Origin of the sequence: Clostridioides sp. ZZV14-6153 (assembly GCF_020657855.1) — a bacterium.
GTDB lineage: Bacteria > Bacillota > Clostridia > Peptostreptococcales > Peptostreptococcaceae > Clostridioides.
Window position 1 is genome coordinate 64,410 of the sequence record NZ_JAGWCZ010000009.1, and the last position, 16,039, is coordinate 80,448.

At 25.6% G+C, this 16,039-nt stretch carries 13 protein-coding genes; 11 read left to right on the forward strand and 2 right to left on the reverse strand.

Features of this window, described 5'->3' with window-relative positions:
- Positions 1 to 99 precede the first annotated feature (99 nt).
- The 6 genes from pepI to KGF46_RS12255 all read left to right on the forward strand — a co-directional run bounded on the left by pepI (position 100) and on the right by KGF46_RS12255 (position 9,232).
- On the forward strand, positions 100 to 981 hold the full coding sequence (pepI, locus tag KGF46_RS12230) for a proline iminopeptidase (protein WP_227841259.1): 882 nt from the start codon (positions 100 to 102) through the stop codon (positions 979 to 981).
- A gap of 398 nt (positions 982 to 1,379) precedes the next feature.
- Complete coding sequence (locus KGF46_RS12235; protein WP_227830050.1) at positions 1,380 to 2,183, forward strand: hypothetical protein; 804 nt, start codon at positions 1,380 to 1,382, stop codon at positions 2,181 to 2,183.
- 12 nt (positions 2,184 to 2,195) lie between these two features.
- Complete coding sequence (locus KGF46_RS12240; protein WP_227830049.1) at positions 2,196 to 3,326, forward strand: AAA family ATPase; 1,131 nt, start codon at positions 2,196 to 2,198, stop codon at positions 3,324 to 3,326.
- 3 nt (positions 3,327 to 3,329) lie between these two features.
- Positions 3,330 to 4,739: a VWA-like domain-containing protein gene (locus KGF46_RS12245; RefSeq protein ID WP_227830048.1), complete on the forward strand. Its 1,410-nt coding sequence runs from the start codon at positions 3,330 to 3,332 to the stop codon at positions 4,737 to 4,739.
- 232 nt (positions 4,740 to 4,971) lie between these two features.
- Entirely contained in the window at positions 4,972 to 5,469 is a 498-nt protein-coding gene (locus KGF46_RS12250) for a CarD family transcriptional regulator (protein ID WP_227862002.1), read from the forward strand.
- Positions 5,470 to 7,876: 2,407 nt separating this feature from the next.
- A complete protein-coding gene (locus KGF46_RS12255; RefSeq protein ID WP_227829633.1) occupies positions 7,877 to 9,232 on the forward strand; it encodes a peptide MFS transporter in 1,356 nt (451 codons plus the stop codon).
- 203 nt (positions 9,233 to 9,435) lie between these two features.
- Here KGF46_RS12255 and KGF46_RS12260 read toward each other — a convergent pair whose 3' ends face one another.
- Both KGF46_RS12260 and KGF46_RS12265 read right to left on the reverse strand, forming a co-directional pair.
- Entirely contained in the window at positions 9,436 to 10,317 is an 882-nt protein-coding gene (locus KGF46_RS12260; protein ID WP_227829632.1) for a PhzF family phenazine biosynthesis protein, read from the reverse strand.
- A complete protein-coding gene (locus KGF46_RS12265) occupies positions 10,310 to 11,056 on the reverse strand; it encodes a helix-turn-helix domain-containing protein (protein WP_227829631.1) in 747 nt (248 codons plus the stop codon). The genes KGF46_RS12260 and KGF46_RS12265 overlap by 8 nt, the downstream gene beginning before the upstream one ends.
- Positions 11,057 to 11,498: 442 nt before the next feature.
- On the opposite strand from KGF46_RS12265, the gene trxA reads away from it, so the two are divergent.
- The 5 genes from trxA to KGF46_RS12285 all read left to right on the forward strand — a co-directional run bounded on the left by trxA (position 11,499) and on the right by KGF46_RS12285 (position 16,039).
- Positions 11,499 to 11,816 carry a thioredoxin gene (gene trxA / locus KGF46_RS12270; protein WP_227842830.1) on the forward strand — a complete coding sequence of 106 codons (318 nt, stop codon included), beginning with the start codon at positions 11,499 to 11,501 and terminating at the stop codon, positions 11,814 to 11,816.
- Between the two features lie 171 nt (positions 11,817 to 11,987).
- The gene (locus tag KGF46_RS20085; RefSeq protein ID WP_255287840.1) at positions 11,988 to 12,113 is read left to right on the forward strand and encodes a hypothetical protein; all 126 of its coding nucleotides are present in this window, start codon (positions 11,988 to 11,990) and stop codon (positions 12,111 to 12,113) included.
- 774 nt (positions 12,114 to 12,887) lie between these two features.
- Complete coding sequence (locus tag KGF46_RS12275; protein ID WP_227829629.1) at positions 12,888 to 13,559, forward strand: response regulator transcription factor; 672 nt, start codon at positions 12,888 to 12,890, stop codon at positions 13,557 to 13,559.
- Positions 13,547 to 14,608 carry a sensor histidine kinase gene (locus tag KGF46_RS12280; protein WP_227842831.1) on the forward strand — a complete coding sequence of 354 codons (1,062 nt, stop codon included), beginning with the start codon at positions 13,547 to 13,549 and terminating at the stop codon, positions 14,606 to 14,608. The genes KGF46_RS12275 and KGF46_RS12280 overlap by 13 nt, the downstream gene beginning before the upstream one ends.
- A 60-nt stretch (positions 14,609 to 14,668) precedes the next feature.
- A complete protein-coding gene (locus KGF46_RS12285; protein ID WP_227842832.1) occupies positions 14,669 to 16,039 on the forward strand; it encodes an FtsX-like permease family protein in 1,371 nt (456 codons plus the stop codon).

The window sequence follows — 16,039 nt, forward strand, 5'->3', positions numbered from 1 at the left end:
AAATATAAAAATACATAATTAAATATGTATGAGAAGTTTTAAATAGCCTTATTAATGAACTTAATTATTGTTCATAATGACAAATTGGAGGAGATAAACATGAAAATCACTGAAGGATACATGCCTTTTGAAGGTTTTAAGACCTATTATCGTATAGTAGGAGAAGCTACAGAAGGAAAGAAACCATTAGTACTACTTCACGGAGGTCCAGGTTCTACACATAACTACTTTGAAGTATTAGACAAGATAGCTGAAAGTGGCAGACAAGTTATAATGTATGACCAAATTGGTTGTGGTAATTCATTTGTAGAAGGGCATCCGGAGCTATTTAATGCGGACACATGGATAAAAGAGCTTATCGAACTAAGAAAACATCTAGGGCTTGATGAAATTCATCTATTAGGTCAGTCTTGGGGAGGTATGCAGGCTATTTGGTATGCTCTTGAGTATAAACCAAAGGGTATTAAGTCATATATTCTTTCATCTACTCTTTCTTCTGCAAAACTTTGGGAAAAAGAACAAAAAAGAAGAATATCATATATGAGTGAAGCTGACCAAAAGGCGTTACTTGATGCAGTAAATACTGGAGATTACTCTAGTAAAGAATATAATGATGCATTGGAAAAGTTTATGGAGATGTATTGTGCAGGGGAAGTAACTGAAGATTCTCCTGAATGTTTAAGAAGACCTAAAAAATCTGGTTCTGAAGCATATATTGTAGGATGGGGATACAATGAATTTTCTCCTACAGGTACTCTTTCTGGATATGAGTTTACAGATAGATTACATGAAATAAAGGAACCTTGTTTAGTAACTAGTGGAGCGATAGATTTGTGCTCACCATACATTGCAAAGACTATGTATGATAGAATTCCTAATAGTAAATGGGAACTATTTGAATATTCAAGACATATGCCATTTGTTGAAGAAAATGATAAATATATAGAGGTTCTAACTAAATGGTTAAATGAAAATGATTAAGCTTATATAAATTTATAAAAAGGGATTAAACTGATTGTTTAATCTCTTTTTTTTATTATTTTATTATAAAGGGTATTATTTTTTATATGTGATAAATTTTGAATAGAATAATCTGAGCAATCATAAAAAGGTTGCAAATATTTAGAGATAGATAAAAGTCATAAAACTTTAATAAATCATGTAAATTATTAAAAACTACTATAATTAACATATAATAACAGAGTTTAAAAATACTTAGTTTTCTAAGGTTTTAGAAATTTTTTTTAAAATTGGTATAATTATTCTGTTTAAACTTGCTTAAAAAGTATATTTATTATAATAAGAAACAATTATATAGATAGGAATAGATTATTATATTAATATACAAATAAAAATAACTATAGAAGGAAAGGCATATTATGGAAAAGTCAAAAGTTATTGAAATGATAAAAAATAATCCTAATATTATAGCAACTATAAATAATCCAACTGATGAGATGAAACTACTAGCTATCAAAGAAAACGGACTTGTACTAGAATATATAAATAATCCAACCAGAGAGATGCAAGAATTAGCAATTAATAACAATATTAGAGCAATTAAATTTATAAATGACCCAACAGAAGATATGATGATAAAAGCAGTAAATGATGGATGGAGTATATTAGACTATATAAAAAATCCAACTGATAAAGTGATTAAATTAGCTATAAATCAAGCAGGGTGGGCTATTAAATATTCTAAAAATCCAAGTGAAGAGTTACAATTATTAGCAGTAAGAAAAAATTATGATTCAATAAAGTTTATAAAACAACCTTATGAAAGTGTACAGGAAGAGGCAGTAAAAATAAGTTATGATGCATTAAGATATATAGATTCTCCTAGTTATAATACAGAACTTATAGCTATTAAGAATAATGAGGCAGCTATTAACTTTATAACTAATTTAGATAAGAATAAAATATTAGAATTTTTAAAAGTAAATATTTTAGTGATTAAGTATATTGTAAAAAAAATATCTAAGGATGAGCTAGAAGAAGTATTAAAACAAGTACTATCAAAAGAAGATGTTGAAGAAAAGTATATTAGAGATTTTTTAAATTGTAATATTATAGATAGAAACAGTGACTATATAGCAATAGACAAGATGATGTTTATTTATAAATATGGAAGTAAAACAGCAAAAAAAATAGCTGTAGATGAAAAATTGAAAATTATGTAGGAGAGAGAAAAAATGAATTTTATAGATACATTAAAAAGCGTTGACTTAATATTATCCACTGGAGAAGTACCTCTAATAGTTGGTGAAAGTGGAATAGGAAAAACAGCTCTAGCAAAAAAACTTGCTAAAGAAAATAATTGGAGTTTGATTGTAATTGATGGAAATCTACTTAAAGAAGGTGAAATAGGAGGTCTTCCAACTATAGAATCTTATGTAGGAGTTAATTCTAATGGATATAAGACAGAAAAGAAAACGACAGTATATGCTGTTCATAATAAACTAAGAGAAATTGATGAAGAAATATCTAAAGGAAAAACAGTTATTTTATTTATAGATGAGATAAATCGTTGTGAGCATACTGTACAACAAGAACTTATGAATCTAATTTTAAATAGAGAGATTAATGGATATAAGTTACATGATGATGTAAAGATTTTAGCAGCAATGAATCCATCAAGTAAATATGGTTCAGACTTCGATTATCAAGTTGTAGATATGGATTCAGCTCAAGAAAATAGATTTGTTTGGTTAAATATGGAGAGTGACCATACACAATGGTTGAAATGGGCAATAGATGAAGGCATTGAAAAAAAGATTATAGAGTTTATTTCAACTTTCCCAGAATATCTGCATAAAACAAATGAAGATGACATAAGAGCAACTCCGAGAAGTTATGAAAGAGTTTCTAAAATTTATAAAGTTTATAAGGATAAAAAGAAATCAATTCCTAGAGCAGTATTTTTAAATGTTATAAAGGGGAATGTAGGTAAGGTTATAGCAGAAGAGTTTATAAGTTTTATTGAATCAGATTCCAGCCCATTGATATCTTATGAAGATGTTTTTTTAGGTGATACTATTGATGAACATCTTGTAGAAAGAGTAAAAAATGAAAGCCATACAAGACTTTATCTATCAGCAATAAATATTCTAAAAAATTTAGAATTAAATATGAGAAATGACGAGTATAAATCAAAATATTATATTGATAGGTTTATTGAGTTCTTAAAAATATATCCGATAGATTTAATGATAGGAATTATGAAGGATATTAGAAATAGCTATATTGAAGTGTATAAAAAAGCTATAGAAAATGAAGAGTTTGTAAAATCTTACTTTGAGTCATATCGTTTAATAAGGGGATAGTATATGGAAAATTATTTTGATAAGCAAGCAAAAGAACTCTATATTAAAGCTAGTGAAATTATAAATACTCATTCTATGCTAAAGGCAAATCGTGCTAATGAGAAATTTGAGGTGGATATACCAAAAGATTTTAAAGATGAATTTTTTAGTCTAGTAGATAAAGTTAATTTAAGCCTTATGGAAGAAAAAGATAATTTTTATGGATATTTTTTGTTTCAGATGTCAAGAGAGATACGATTCGATATAAGTAGTCCTACAGGTGTGAATTTTAAAGGAGCTAAATACGTCATATACTTTAATCCAATAATTTTTTTAACTCTCAATATAGAACAAATGGAAAGTACAATAAAGCATGAAATTTATCATATAGTATCTGTGCATTTAGTGAGAGCAAAAGAATTAAAAGGAAAGTATAGTACATTAGCCATTAATATGGCAATGGATATAGTAGTAAACAAATATTTGAATAATTTACCGCCATATGCTACTACTTTAGAATGGGTAAATCTGAAATATTCTCTAAAACTAGAGCCGTATGAGCCTTTTGAGTATTATGTAGAAAAGATTCAAACTGAATTAGATTTGTTAGAAGAAGATGAAGATGGTGAAGAAGATGATAGTGACAAGTATGGAAATATAGAAACTGATTATAGTCCAGAAAAAACTCATGATATATGGGAAGAATCCGATGATATAGATGAAAGAACTCTTAGAGAATTTACAGAAAAATTTATTGATAGTTCTCAAAAAGGTAAGATTCCAGCACACTTGGAAAATATGATAGCAGCCATTAAAAATAGTAAAGGCGAATTACCATGGAATTTATATCTTAGTAGATTAATGGGAACAGTTGAAAGCAACAAAAAGAAGACTATAACAAGGAGAAATAGAAGACAGCCTAACCGATTAGATTTAAGAGGAGAACTTAGAAGTCATAAAGCAGAAATAGCAGTTGCTATTGATATAAGTGGAAGTATTAGTGATGAAGAATTTAAACAAGCAATTAAAGAAGTTCTTAATATAGTTAAAAATTATAATCATGAAATTACTATTATAGAGTGTGACAGTGAAATTAGACGTGTATATAAAGCAAAAACTATAAAAGATATAAAAGATAGAGTTAAAATAGGTGGAGGCACAAAATTTACTCCAGTCTTCGAATATGCTAATAATAAAAAGATTAACTTATTAGTTTACTTTACTGATGGTAAGGGTGAAAATAAGCTACAAGTAATACCTAGAGGTTATAAAGTTTTATGGGTTATTTCTGGAAATGGAGATAAACTTTCACTGAGAGAGCATTATGGAGCAGTTAAAAAACTTAGTAAAGTTGAAACAAAAGATGATGCATTAGAGATAAATGATGTTAGAAATGATGGATACTCAATGAATAGCCAAGCACCAATTTTATAAATATTATACTGGATATGATTGTTATGATTTGTTCGATTGTTATGGTTTATTCACTATCAAAATTAATAAAAAATACATAGATTAATAGTCAATGTATTTTTTATTATTTAAACAATAAAAGTTTTACTTAGCTTAAAATCTTAAAATATGGTACAATTAGTATATAGTAGATAGTTTTGATGATGTAAATTCAGTTGTCAAAACTATTTTTTGTTAAGGATGGTGAGGTTTTGTGTTTAAGATTGATGATTATATAATGTATGGAATGACAGGTGTTTGTAAAGTTTTGGACATAACAAACGAAAAAATTACAAATGGTGTAAAAAAAGAATATTATGTATTAAGTCCCCTTTATTCTAATAATACAATAATAAAAATACCTGTTGATAATAAGAAAGTTCCAATGAGAAAGATACTTTCTGAAGTTACTGTGGCTTCGCTAATAAGTGATATACCAAATATGGATACATCCTGGATAGATAATGAAAAAATGAGAAGTGAGCAATTTAAAGTGATGCTTAGAAGTGGTAAGTGTGAAGAGTTACTTAAATTAATAAGAAGTATATACTGTAATAAAGAACATATAAAATCTCTTGGTAAAAAATCACATCAAGCAGATGATAATATGATGAAAGAAGCAGAAAGATTATTAAATGAAGAGTTTGCAACTGTTTTGAATATTTCTCCTGATGAAGTTACCTCATATATATCAAGTCATATACCGCAATAAAGTATTTTTTATATTATCTCCTACTTAAAAAGTATAGCATAGTTAAAAATATAAAAAAAATAAAATAATATTTAAATATAATTTTACAATAAGTGCTTATGAATATTTTATTGCTATTTTTAATTATTTCAGAATATTATTTATTCACATTGCTTTTATTAAAAACTGAATATATAATAATATTATAGGAATCGTTAAAATGATGTTTATAATATACAATTCTTAAAAAATTAAATTATTATTGAATATACTTTTTAATCAAGGGGATGATTGAATGGTAAGTTTAATAAGCATGCTGGAAATCTGAAGTAAAATTAATAATATTATAAGAGTATTATCGTTTAAAGTATATGACAATATAAAATATATTTTAGTGTTGATTAATAAGGTGGCTACTATATTAAATAGAAGTCACCTTATTTAATTTTACCTATATCGTAAAAATTTATATTTTACTAAAGTAAAATAGCTTCATTTAAGTTACATATAGTTTTAATCTCTCTGTAAAAAATATTATTTTTAGTTTCATATAAACGCACTTTGAACTTAATATTTATCCAGCTTATTATTTTTATATTATTGCTAGAATTAAGTATATTACTAAGATATTTTTAAATATTAACATTAAATTATTTGGAATTATACCAATATAAACATAAGTTACATTTTATTATAAATAATACAATTTAGATATTTAAGGATTAATTATTTTTCATACATGAAAATATAGATTAGATAAATACTTTTGGCTTAGAAGAGTACATTATAAATATAATCGACAAAATAAGACTAAATATATCTTTATAATTTAAATTGATATATTTGCTGTATATTTATAGTGTAACTTGAAAAATTATAGACATACAAAATTTAGGCTATTTCTAAAAGAGTAATATATAATAATTACTATAGTTTGTTTTTAATCAAACTTTTCTATATTAATTAAGTAAATATTGAATTAACAGATAAAAAATAATTGATTTTAAAGAATTTAAATTTATTAAAAAAGTATTTACTAATTTTATTATATTTATTTAATAATTTTATTGATTATATATTTAGAAGAATTATGTTTAGATGTAAATTTAGAATTTATAAGTTTAAGAAATAAAGTTATCGCTTAAAGATAAAGTATATGTACGATTCTAAAAGTTAATGAAATTTATTAAATTAATTAAAAATATAACAATCATTTAAAAATTAAAAATAGTTAATTAAAATTGATTAGAATATTCTTTTTTTTAATTTTATTATTGATAATGTTTCTTAAATAACAAATGCTCTTTGACGGCGTATAGTCTAAGTAATATAAGTTGCATATCAAAAACCTATCTAATAAATAATATGAATCCATAAAACAATAAAATTTCATCTCTAAAAAACTATTTTGACGCTTAGTTTAACTTATATTTCCAGACGGAAAATTTATATAATATACTTGACAAGTATAATTTGATTTATTCTAATTATTTACTGTCGATTATTCGATTTTTTTCTTATTTTTTTGTTGCATATAAGTATGTGTTTATGGTACGATTTACATGGTGAAATAAATAAAGGGAGGTGAAAAATAAATATTCGTGAAAAAGTTTTCAAGTTGAGGTATTTTATGGTTAATAAATTATAAATAGTATCACCTCAATTAATAATATCAAAGCGAATATCTAGGTAATCACTTTAAAACAACAGTTTTTATATTTAGATTCACAGAATGCATGTGTATATTTAATAAGAAATAAATTTAATCTGTGAATAGATAGTAGTTTATTTATTTAAGTTGACAAGTAATTGAATGAAGTATTTAGAAATTTAAAAAACAAGTAAAGACAGTATTTAATTTGAATAAATACATGTTGCTTTATTCAAAACTCCTTTAAAAAGGCAATAGTAATATGATTACGCAATTTGCCACAAAAGGAGGAATTTAGTTTGTAAAATACTATCAAGTAAAAAAATAAGAATTGCATATAGTGAAGATTTTTTCATTTAATTAGGAGTAGTTAAATTAGAAAAAATTGCTAGAGTGATGAATTTAGAAGTTAGATATAAAATTATCCATTATGTTATGGCAATATTGTATTTAAGCTAAATAATAATTAATGAACTAATAATTTATAGTTTGGTTTTTTGTGGTGTTAATTTATAAAGATAACAGGTTATAAATATACCTGACAATAATGAATTTATATAATTTAAATTTATAGATATAGTATTTAAATTTATTGACAATAAAGATATTAATCTTTATGCCATGAAAACATCTAGATTCTACAAATAAAAACGCAATTATCTTAATAATTATTACGAATTGTTTTACAAAACAATATCACCATATCTTTCATTAAAAGAAAGAGTCTGGATAAAACGTAGAAAATATAAAAATACAATTAAGAAAGGATTTAAACTTATGAGCACAACAGTAAATAAAAAGGGTAAATTCCCTATAGGATTTTATATCTGTGCAACAACTTTCTCGTTTGAAAGAGCAGCATATTATTCTGCAAAGTTTTTAATTTATATATTCCTTACAACAGCTATTGTTAAAGGTGGTCTTGGAATAGATAAAGGACAAGCAGCTATAATGCAAGCTAACCTTGTTGCATTCACATATTTCGCACCAATAATTGGAGGATATATATCAGATAGATGGATAGGAGCTAGATATACTATACCTATAGGTATGCTTATCATGGGGGTAGGATACTATCTTGGTTCTATTGCAACTACAGTTTCTATGGTAAATGCAATGATAATTCTAGTTTCAATTGGTACTGCATTCTTTAAAGGAAATGTATCAGCAGTAAATGGACAACTTTTTGATAATCAAGAAGAACTTGATACAGCATTCTCTGTACAATATTCTTTTGTTAATATAGGTTCTTTCATCGGAACAACAGCAGTTGGTATACTTTATCTTAAGACATTTGCTAAAAATGGAATACTTGGTTTCTCTCAATGTTTCTTCATAGCAGCTGTTCTTTGTGTAATCGGTGCAATCTGGTTCACATATGGATGGAGATTCCTTGGAAATGCAGGGAAAAGACCTTTTAAAGAAGGTGTAGTAGCTGAGAAAGTTAAAGAAAAAGATAATACTCCTCTTACAAGTATGGATAAGAAGAGAATTTGGGCTATTATACTTATTTCATTCTTCTCTGTAGTTTTCTGGTTATTCTGGTACCTAACTTATCTTGCAGTTTATGATTATGGTGCAGCATTTGTAAACATGACTATTGGAGGGTTTGAAGTTCCTCTTGCTTGGTTCGACTCATTAAATGCACTTGTATGTATTGTACTAGGTCCAGTTCTTGGAGCATTATGGTTTAAACTTGCTAGTAGACCACAAGGTGATATAAGTTTATTTAAAAAGACAGGTCTTGGATTAATATTCTTAGGGCTTGCATTCTTAATGCTTGTTGGAGCAGAGCTTACAAGAGGTGTTGGAGCTCCTGAAACTGCTAAAGCTAGTATAATATGGATAGTTATGTTTGGTATACTTCTAAGTTTTGGGGAAATGTTATTCTCACCACTTGGTAACTCTTTTGTAAGTAAGTATGCTCCTAAAAAACTTCTAGGTGTTCTTATGGGGGTTTGGACATTTGCTACTTTCATAGCTGGTCAAGGATATGGATATATATATGCATTTACTCTTAAGTTTGAGATGATTAAAGTATATACTATAATTCCAGTGATACTATTTGTTGCAGCTATATTATTATTCTTATTTGACAAGACATTAAATAAACTTGTTGAGGATGATAAATAATCAGTAAATAACTATACTATGTATATTAATCTATGATAGTTATATTGTATTAGATTGATATATAGCTAATTGATAATAATCATATAAAGTGTTACTTTTTAACATGATGTATAGTGAAATAAATTTGTTAAACAAAATATATAAATAAAAATACTAGTCAATTAAGACTAGTATTTTTATTTATTGTTAAATTAGATAAAGTATTAATACACAATTTCTCCACTTAAAATAGTATAGGCACTTCCTCCAATTTTTACAGAAGAGATATCATTGTTTTCTTTAGCTATATTTACATATACCTTTCCAGGTCTATTTATAAAGTTTCCTTCTTCACCAATAAAGTCAGTTTTATCTAAAATACTGTGTTGTACTATATAAGATGATACACAAGCATTTCCAGTTCCACATACAGGGTCTTCTGTTACTCCTACATATGGAGCTATAGATCTTAAATGATAGTCACATTTTTTATCTAGAGTTTCTACACAAAATGGAGTTATTCCAATTAAATTATTATCAGCACTAAATTCTTTTATTTTATTTAAGTCTGGAGAAATATTTTCTAAATCATCTAGAGACTTTAATCCAAAGACAAGCCACCAAATTCCTGTATTTACTTTCATAATTGGATATTCAAGAAGTCTATCTTCTTTTACACCTATCATTTGTGCCAGTTCTTTTCTACAGCTATTTAGATTTTCGAATTTAGGAGGATTTTGTTCCATCATAAATATGTTTTCATTATCTATTTTTTTAAGTTCTACAGATAGTACACCAGCTTTTGTCTCTTGATAAAAGATGTTCTTGTTAGCATCAAGTTTTTCCTCTTCTAAAAGAGCATGGAATGTTCCTATTGTAGCATGACCACATAAGTCAACTTCTAAGCCAGGTGTGAAAAATTGAACCTTGAAATCTGCCACATCTGATTCTGAGACAAATGCAGTCTCTGATAAATTCATTTCCTTTGCTATATTCTGTTTGATTTCGTCAGAAATATTGGATGCATCTGTGACTACACCAGCAGGATTTCCTCCAAAAGGTATAGTTGTAAATGCATCAACTTGTTTGATTTTAACTTTATTCATCTTTAAGACCCCCTTTTATTTTTTGTGAAATATAAATTTCATGTTGTATGTATTGATTTCCAATGTATAAAATATTAGAATTTTTTGTCCAAATTGAAATAGCTTCATCACCTTCAGATAAATTTCCTGTTAATATTTCAGAATCATCTACAATTAAAAGAATACCTTTATAAAGTTTTTTATTTTTAAGTGTAGCTTCATTACCTCCATGGATATGAACGTTGCTTAGACCCTCTATATTTTTATCTTCCAAAAGTAGTATTTCAACATTAATATTTTTTTTAGAAGCAGTTAAAAGCTCATCTTTTAGGTTGAGAATTTCTTCATGTGAACAAGAAATTATAATTTCTTGTTTGGCATTATTTATCATTTCGATTGCTTTTTTTAATATATTTTTAGAGCCTTTTATGTTTAAAACATATTCTATACTTTTTCCTTTATTTAATATCTGTAAGTTGTTTTCTAGTTTGTCCATAGAATTATTGAATTCTTCTTTTTTACTTTTTAGTAATTCATTAGGGTTTATAGGTACATATTTTATAGGGTCAGTTTCAATATTGATAATTATATTATTGTTAAGTAATTTTGTTATATTTTCATAGACTTTTGATTGTGGTACACCTGATAATTTACTTATTTCATATCCAGTTAGAGGGTTTTCCTTTAGTAATGATATGTAGATTTGTGATTCATATTTGGTAAATCCTATGTTTTGTAGTTCGTTAACTATAGCATCCATATATAAACTCCTTTAATAAAAATATGATAACTACCTTAGTAGGTACTGATATTATTTTATAATGTATATATATAATTGTCAATCATATGAAGTAAAAAATTAAGTTACAAATTAGAAAAGTTTTATAGTGTATTTTTGAAATGAAGTTCAAATTTAGTTAACAGCTAAATAAAATTTACAGATTTTTATAATTACTACATAAGTGACTGCTGAACTTACAACCTAGTGCGGAAAACCCACTCCTTTAGGGTGTAGGATAGATAGCATAAATAGTGTATAAAAAGTATTGACATAAATAAATTTAATTAATGTTTGACTATAATGATAATCTTAAGAATGTTAAAAATGAATGGTTACAAAAAAGTGACTAATTGAACTAGTACATAAGTCGTAGTATATTAATATCAAGAAAACAATAAAAATAATAAAGGAGATATATATTATGGCAAAAATAATAAATAACAATGAATTTATAAATGAAGTAGAAAACAAAGAAGGGTTAGTAGTCTTAGATTTCTTTGCTACATGGTGTGGACCTTGCAAAATGTTATCACCAGTATACGAGGCTTTAGGAAATGATATGACTGAAAAAGCAAATTTCTTAAAAGTAGATATAGACCAAAGTATGGAATTAGCTCAAAAGTTTGAAGTGTCTACAGTACCAACTGTAATAATATTTAAAGATGGTAAACCTATAGATAGATTAATAGGGTTTATACCTAAAGATAATTTAAAAAATAAAATTGAATCATATATGTAATTAATTTAAATCATATATATAAACAAAAAAACTCATTATAAAATGAGTTTTTTTATTTATAAGATTTATTTATGTAGTTACAAATAAGTGCCTAATTGTCAGTGATGTTGGCTATTGATATATTATTTATATAAAAGAAAAAAGAAAGGTTATTAGAAAATAGGTGAGATTATGAGATATGACATTGTAATAATAGGAAGTGGACCAGCAGGGCAAGGTCAAACTGCTGTATCTAGTGCAATTTCACATTTAGATAAACAGAAAATAAAGAAATCTGTACTTGTTGATACTTATTAAATAAAAGTAAATAGTAGTGCTAGTAGTTATAACCATAAGTTTATAATTATAATATAGTTAATAAATTTTCACAGATATTTGAAATTATTATAAGTATTTATTGTTGTTTTATACAATATTGAAAGAGGCATTTAAAGTTAATAAAATAAAAATTACAGGTATTATTTATTTAATACACTCCCAACACTAAAAGAAGTTATTTCAAAATAAAGATTTGACTACAGAAAAAAGTGGATTCTATCAGATGAGTTCACTTTTTTTGCAAAGTATTAAATAATCTATATGTAAATAAAAAAGGGTATCTCATTTATAATTTAAGAATATTGTAAGACCCCCCTTTTTTAAGTGTGCAATAAAATTGTCTTTTTAGCTATTACTTATCTATTACTAAAAAGGAATAAAAAATTTTTATTTAAAAGCCAAATTTTTAATAGCATATAAAAGATTCTCTTTCGTATTTTAAAATTTGACAAACTCAAGTTTTAGTTAAGAGCTTGTTTAATATAGGTTATGTTCTTATAAAGAATTTTGTTAATTAATTCTTATTAATCTATATTTTGGATTTATTAAATATGATGGACAAGTTAATAATTATATTGGTAGAGATATTAAATAGAATAGTAATTAAGCATAAATTTGACAAGTGTGAGTATTTGAATAATAATAGGGTTAGATTTTATATAAGAATTAAATAATTATAAAGTATAATTAACATTCAATAAACATTCATTATATATAATGAATAAGTTGATATTTTATTTAGGAGATGATTATATGAGAGTATTAATAATCGAAGATAATAAAGAGCTTTCTTATAATATGAAGATAGGGTTGGAAAATGAAGGATTAGTAGTAGATATAGCAAATTGTGGATTAGATGGAGAAGAAAAAGCATTTATAAATGACTATGATGCTATATTATTAGATTTAAATTTACCAGATAAAGATGGAATAGAGATATTAGAATTTTTTAGAAGTAATAATCTAAATACACCTATAATAATTGTAACAGCAAGAGATGAAGTAAATGAATTGGCAAAAGGGCTTGATTTAGGAGCTGATGATTATATAGTAAAACCCTTTCAAATTATAGAATTGAGAGCTAGGATACAAGCAGTTATAAGAAGATTTTATGGTAGGACAAATCCAAATATAGAGGCAGGTCCTGTCAAAATAAATCCGTCATCTAGAAAAGTGTACGTGTATGATAAAGAAGTAAGTCTAGGAACTAAAGAGTTTGATATAGCAGAATATATTGCAAGTAGATATCCAGATATCGTATCAAGTATAGATATATCAGAACATGTTTATGATGAATACTTTGACCCATTATCCTCTGTATTAAGGGTACATATAGCTAGATTAAAAAAGAAATTAAGAGAAGTTGCAGGAAAAGAGATAATAATAACTACTAGAGGGATAGGATATTCTATATGCAAGGATTAAAAGATAAAAAAACTATAGTTTTAATTTTATATTCTGTTATAGTCTTTATAATTTTTACAGTAGGTTTGAAATATATTATAAATATATCTAATACAAGTAAAGAATTAATGGCTAGTGATTCAAATGCATATTATGGAATAAATATAGATAATACTTATAACACTATGGAAGATAATACTTTAGATGAAAGATTAATTTCTGATTATAATCTTGCCCTTAATGGTAATTTTAATATAATTATAATGTTGTTTTTTGCTTTTATAGTAACCTCTAACTTTATCCTTTTAGCAATATTGAATAGATTAGAGTTTAAAGAAAGAATGGGGATATTAAATAATATAAATAATATAGAAGATGAAGACGAAGTATTGAGTATAGACCCCATTATGTCTAAAGTATATAAAGATTTAAAAGATAAGTTTGATTCTCATATTGAAGATTATAAAAGATTAAATTCATATTTATCTCATGAACAAAAAAATGCCATAGCAATACTTAGAACAAGTTTAGAGTTAAGTGGAAATGAAGAACTGTTAAATACTCTTAATAATGTTTCAAATACTGTAGAAGATGTACTTGCAATAAGTGATACAAAAAATAATGAAGATATGTATGAAGTTGATATAGCTTTAATATGTGCGCAAGTATGTGACCACTATTCTAAAGTATATGATAATTTAAGTTTTGATTTTGATGAAGATGAAAATATGAGTATCTATGGGAAAGAAAAGTGGATTTATAGAGGTGTATCTAACCTTTTGGACAATGCAATAAAATATGGTGAATGTAAAGATATCTGTGTAAATGTGAAAAATCAAAAAGGTAGCGTTATTGTATCAGTAAAAGATAATGGTATTGGAATGAATAAATATAGTATGAAAAAAATATTTTATGACAGATATAGAATAAATGAATTAAATAAAGATGGATATGGTATAGGTCTTAGTTTAGTAAAACATGTATGTAATTTATGTAACGGATTTGTATGGGTAGAAAGTGAAGAAGGTAAAGGTTCAACTTTTTATCTAGTATTTAAAGAATATAAGTAACAAATTAAGATAGATATAATAATTCTAAGACATTATTGAATTGGTAAGAGGAGATGTGAAGTGTATATTTTAAATAATGCAATCAAAAACTTACTTAGAAATAAATTGCGTAGTTCATTTAGTGTAGTTGTTATGTTATTGATGGTCTTAGCAATATTGATTTCCTCAATAATAAATTCGAACGTTAATGTGATAAAGGAAAATTATGAGAAAAAATTTGAATCAGAAGTTCAAATTAAGCTTGATAGTAAAAAACTTGTTCAGGATAATTCAGGAAAGTCTATGATAAAATATAGTAACTTGAGTGTAAATGATTATTTAAATTTTGCAAAGTCAAAATATGTAAAAAAAGTATCTTTTATTGGAAATATCACAGCACACTTTGATGATAACAAATATAATTCTAATGATGACAGGCAAATCGTAGATGATGATATGAGGGCTAAAAATTATGGGATTATAGGATATACAGAAAAGAATGAAAGTTTTAAACACTATAACCTGGAGAAGGTAAAAGGAAGAGTATTTCAAAAAGATAATGAATGTATGGTAAGTAAAGAATTTATTGATATTAATAAGTTAAAAATTGGAGATACGATATCTCTATTAAGTGATTATAGTATTAATACTAAACTAAATTTAAAAATAGTAGGAATATATAAGAAAAAAGACACTAAGAATGATAAAGAGATAGAAATGGTTCAAGATGAAAGTATCTATAATAGTATATTAACTACGTACAATACTCTAGTAGAATTTGAAAAGAAGATTGAATCGGAAAATCCAATAATTTATACAAATGCTAGGTTTTTATTGAGAGACTCTAATAGTAGAAAAGATTTTGAGAAAGAGATAAGAGATAAAGGTCTAAGTGACATTTATAAAGTTACTATAGATGAGTTTGCGTACAGTAAATTAATAGCACCAATGCAACGTTTGTCTAATATAGCTTTTACAGTTACGCTTGGAATATTAATATTAGGTTCGATATTATTGATGATAAATTCTATAATAGCAATAAAAAAAATAAAGTATTACATTGGTGTGTTAATATTAATTGGAATGCCTAAATTTAAGATAGTTCAGAGTTTCATATGTGAAAGTATTATGATAACTTTAGTATGCCTTATACTTGGAGGAGGAATTGTAAGTATATCAGCTTCAAAAATATCAAATTATGTTTTTGAATATCAAAATCAATATAATGTAATACATAATGCTGATTTACTGAATAGTAGAGAATATAAAAATATAGATATAAATAGTGATGATATCAAACAAGAAATAAAAAGTTTAAGAGATAAATTAATTCCAAATTTAATATTTAAGATAATTATTGTAGCGATAATATTGATATTATTAACTGGCATAGTAGCCGTATATAGTACAATTATATATAAACCAATACAGATAATTTATGATAGAAATTAG

What these genes read in the sequence shown, in the direction of transcription:
- pepI (WP_227841259.1), top strand. Translation starts at nt 100, where the DNA reads ATGAAAATCACTGAAGGATACATGCCTTTTGAAGGTTTTAAGACCTAT.
- KGF46_RS12235 (WP_227830050.1), top strand. Translation starts at nt 1,380, where the DNA reads ATGGAAAAGTCAAAAGTTATTGAAATGATAAAAAATAATCCTAATATT.
- KGF46_RS12240 (WP_227830049.1), top strand. Translation starts at nt 2,196, where the DNA reads ATGAATTTTATAGATACATTAAAAAGCGTTGACTTAATATTATCCACT.
- KGF46_RS12245 (WP_227830048.1), top strand. Translation starts at nt 3,330, where the DNA reads ATGGAAAATTATTTTGATAAGCAAGCAAAAGAACTCTATATTAAAGCT.
- KGF46_RS12255 (WP_227829633.1), top strand. Translation starts at nt 7,877, where the DNA reads ATGAGCACAACAGTAAATAAAAAGGGTAAATTCCCTATAGGATTTTAT.
- KGF46_RS12260 (WP_227829632.1), bottom strand. Translation starts at nt 10,317, where the DNA reads ATGAATAAAGTTAAAATCAAACAAGTTGATGCATTTACAACTATACCT.
- KGF46_RS12265 (WP_227829631.1), bottom strand. Translation starts at nt 11,056, where the DNA reads ATGGATGCTATAGTTAACGAACTACAAAACATAGGATTTACCAAATAT.
- trxA (WP_227842830.1), top strand. Translation starts at nt 11,499, where the DNA reads ATGGCAAAAATAATAAATAACAATGAATTTATAAATGAAGTAGAAAAC.
- KGF46_RS20085 (WP_255287840.1), top strand. Translation starts at nt 11,988, where the DNA reads ATGAGATATGACATTGTAATAATAGGAAGTGGACCAGCAGGGCAAGGT.
- KGF46_RS12275 (WP_227829629.1), top strand. Translation starts at nt 12,888, where the DNA reads ATGAGAGTATTAATAATCGAAGATAATAAAGAGCTTTCTTATAATATG.
- KGF46_RS12280 (WP_227842831.1), top strand. Translation starts at nt 13,547, where the DNA reads ATGCAAGGATTAAAAGATAAAAAAACTATAGTTTTAATTTTATATTCT.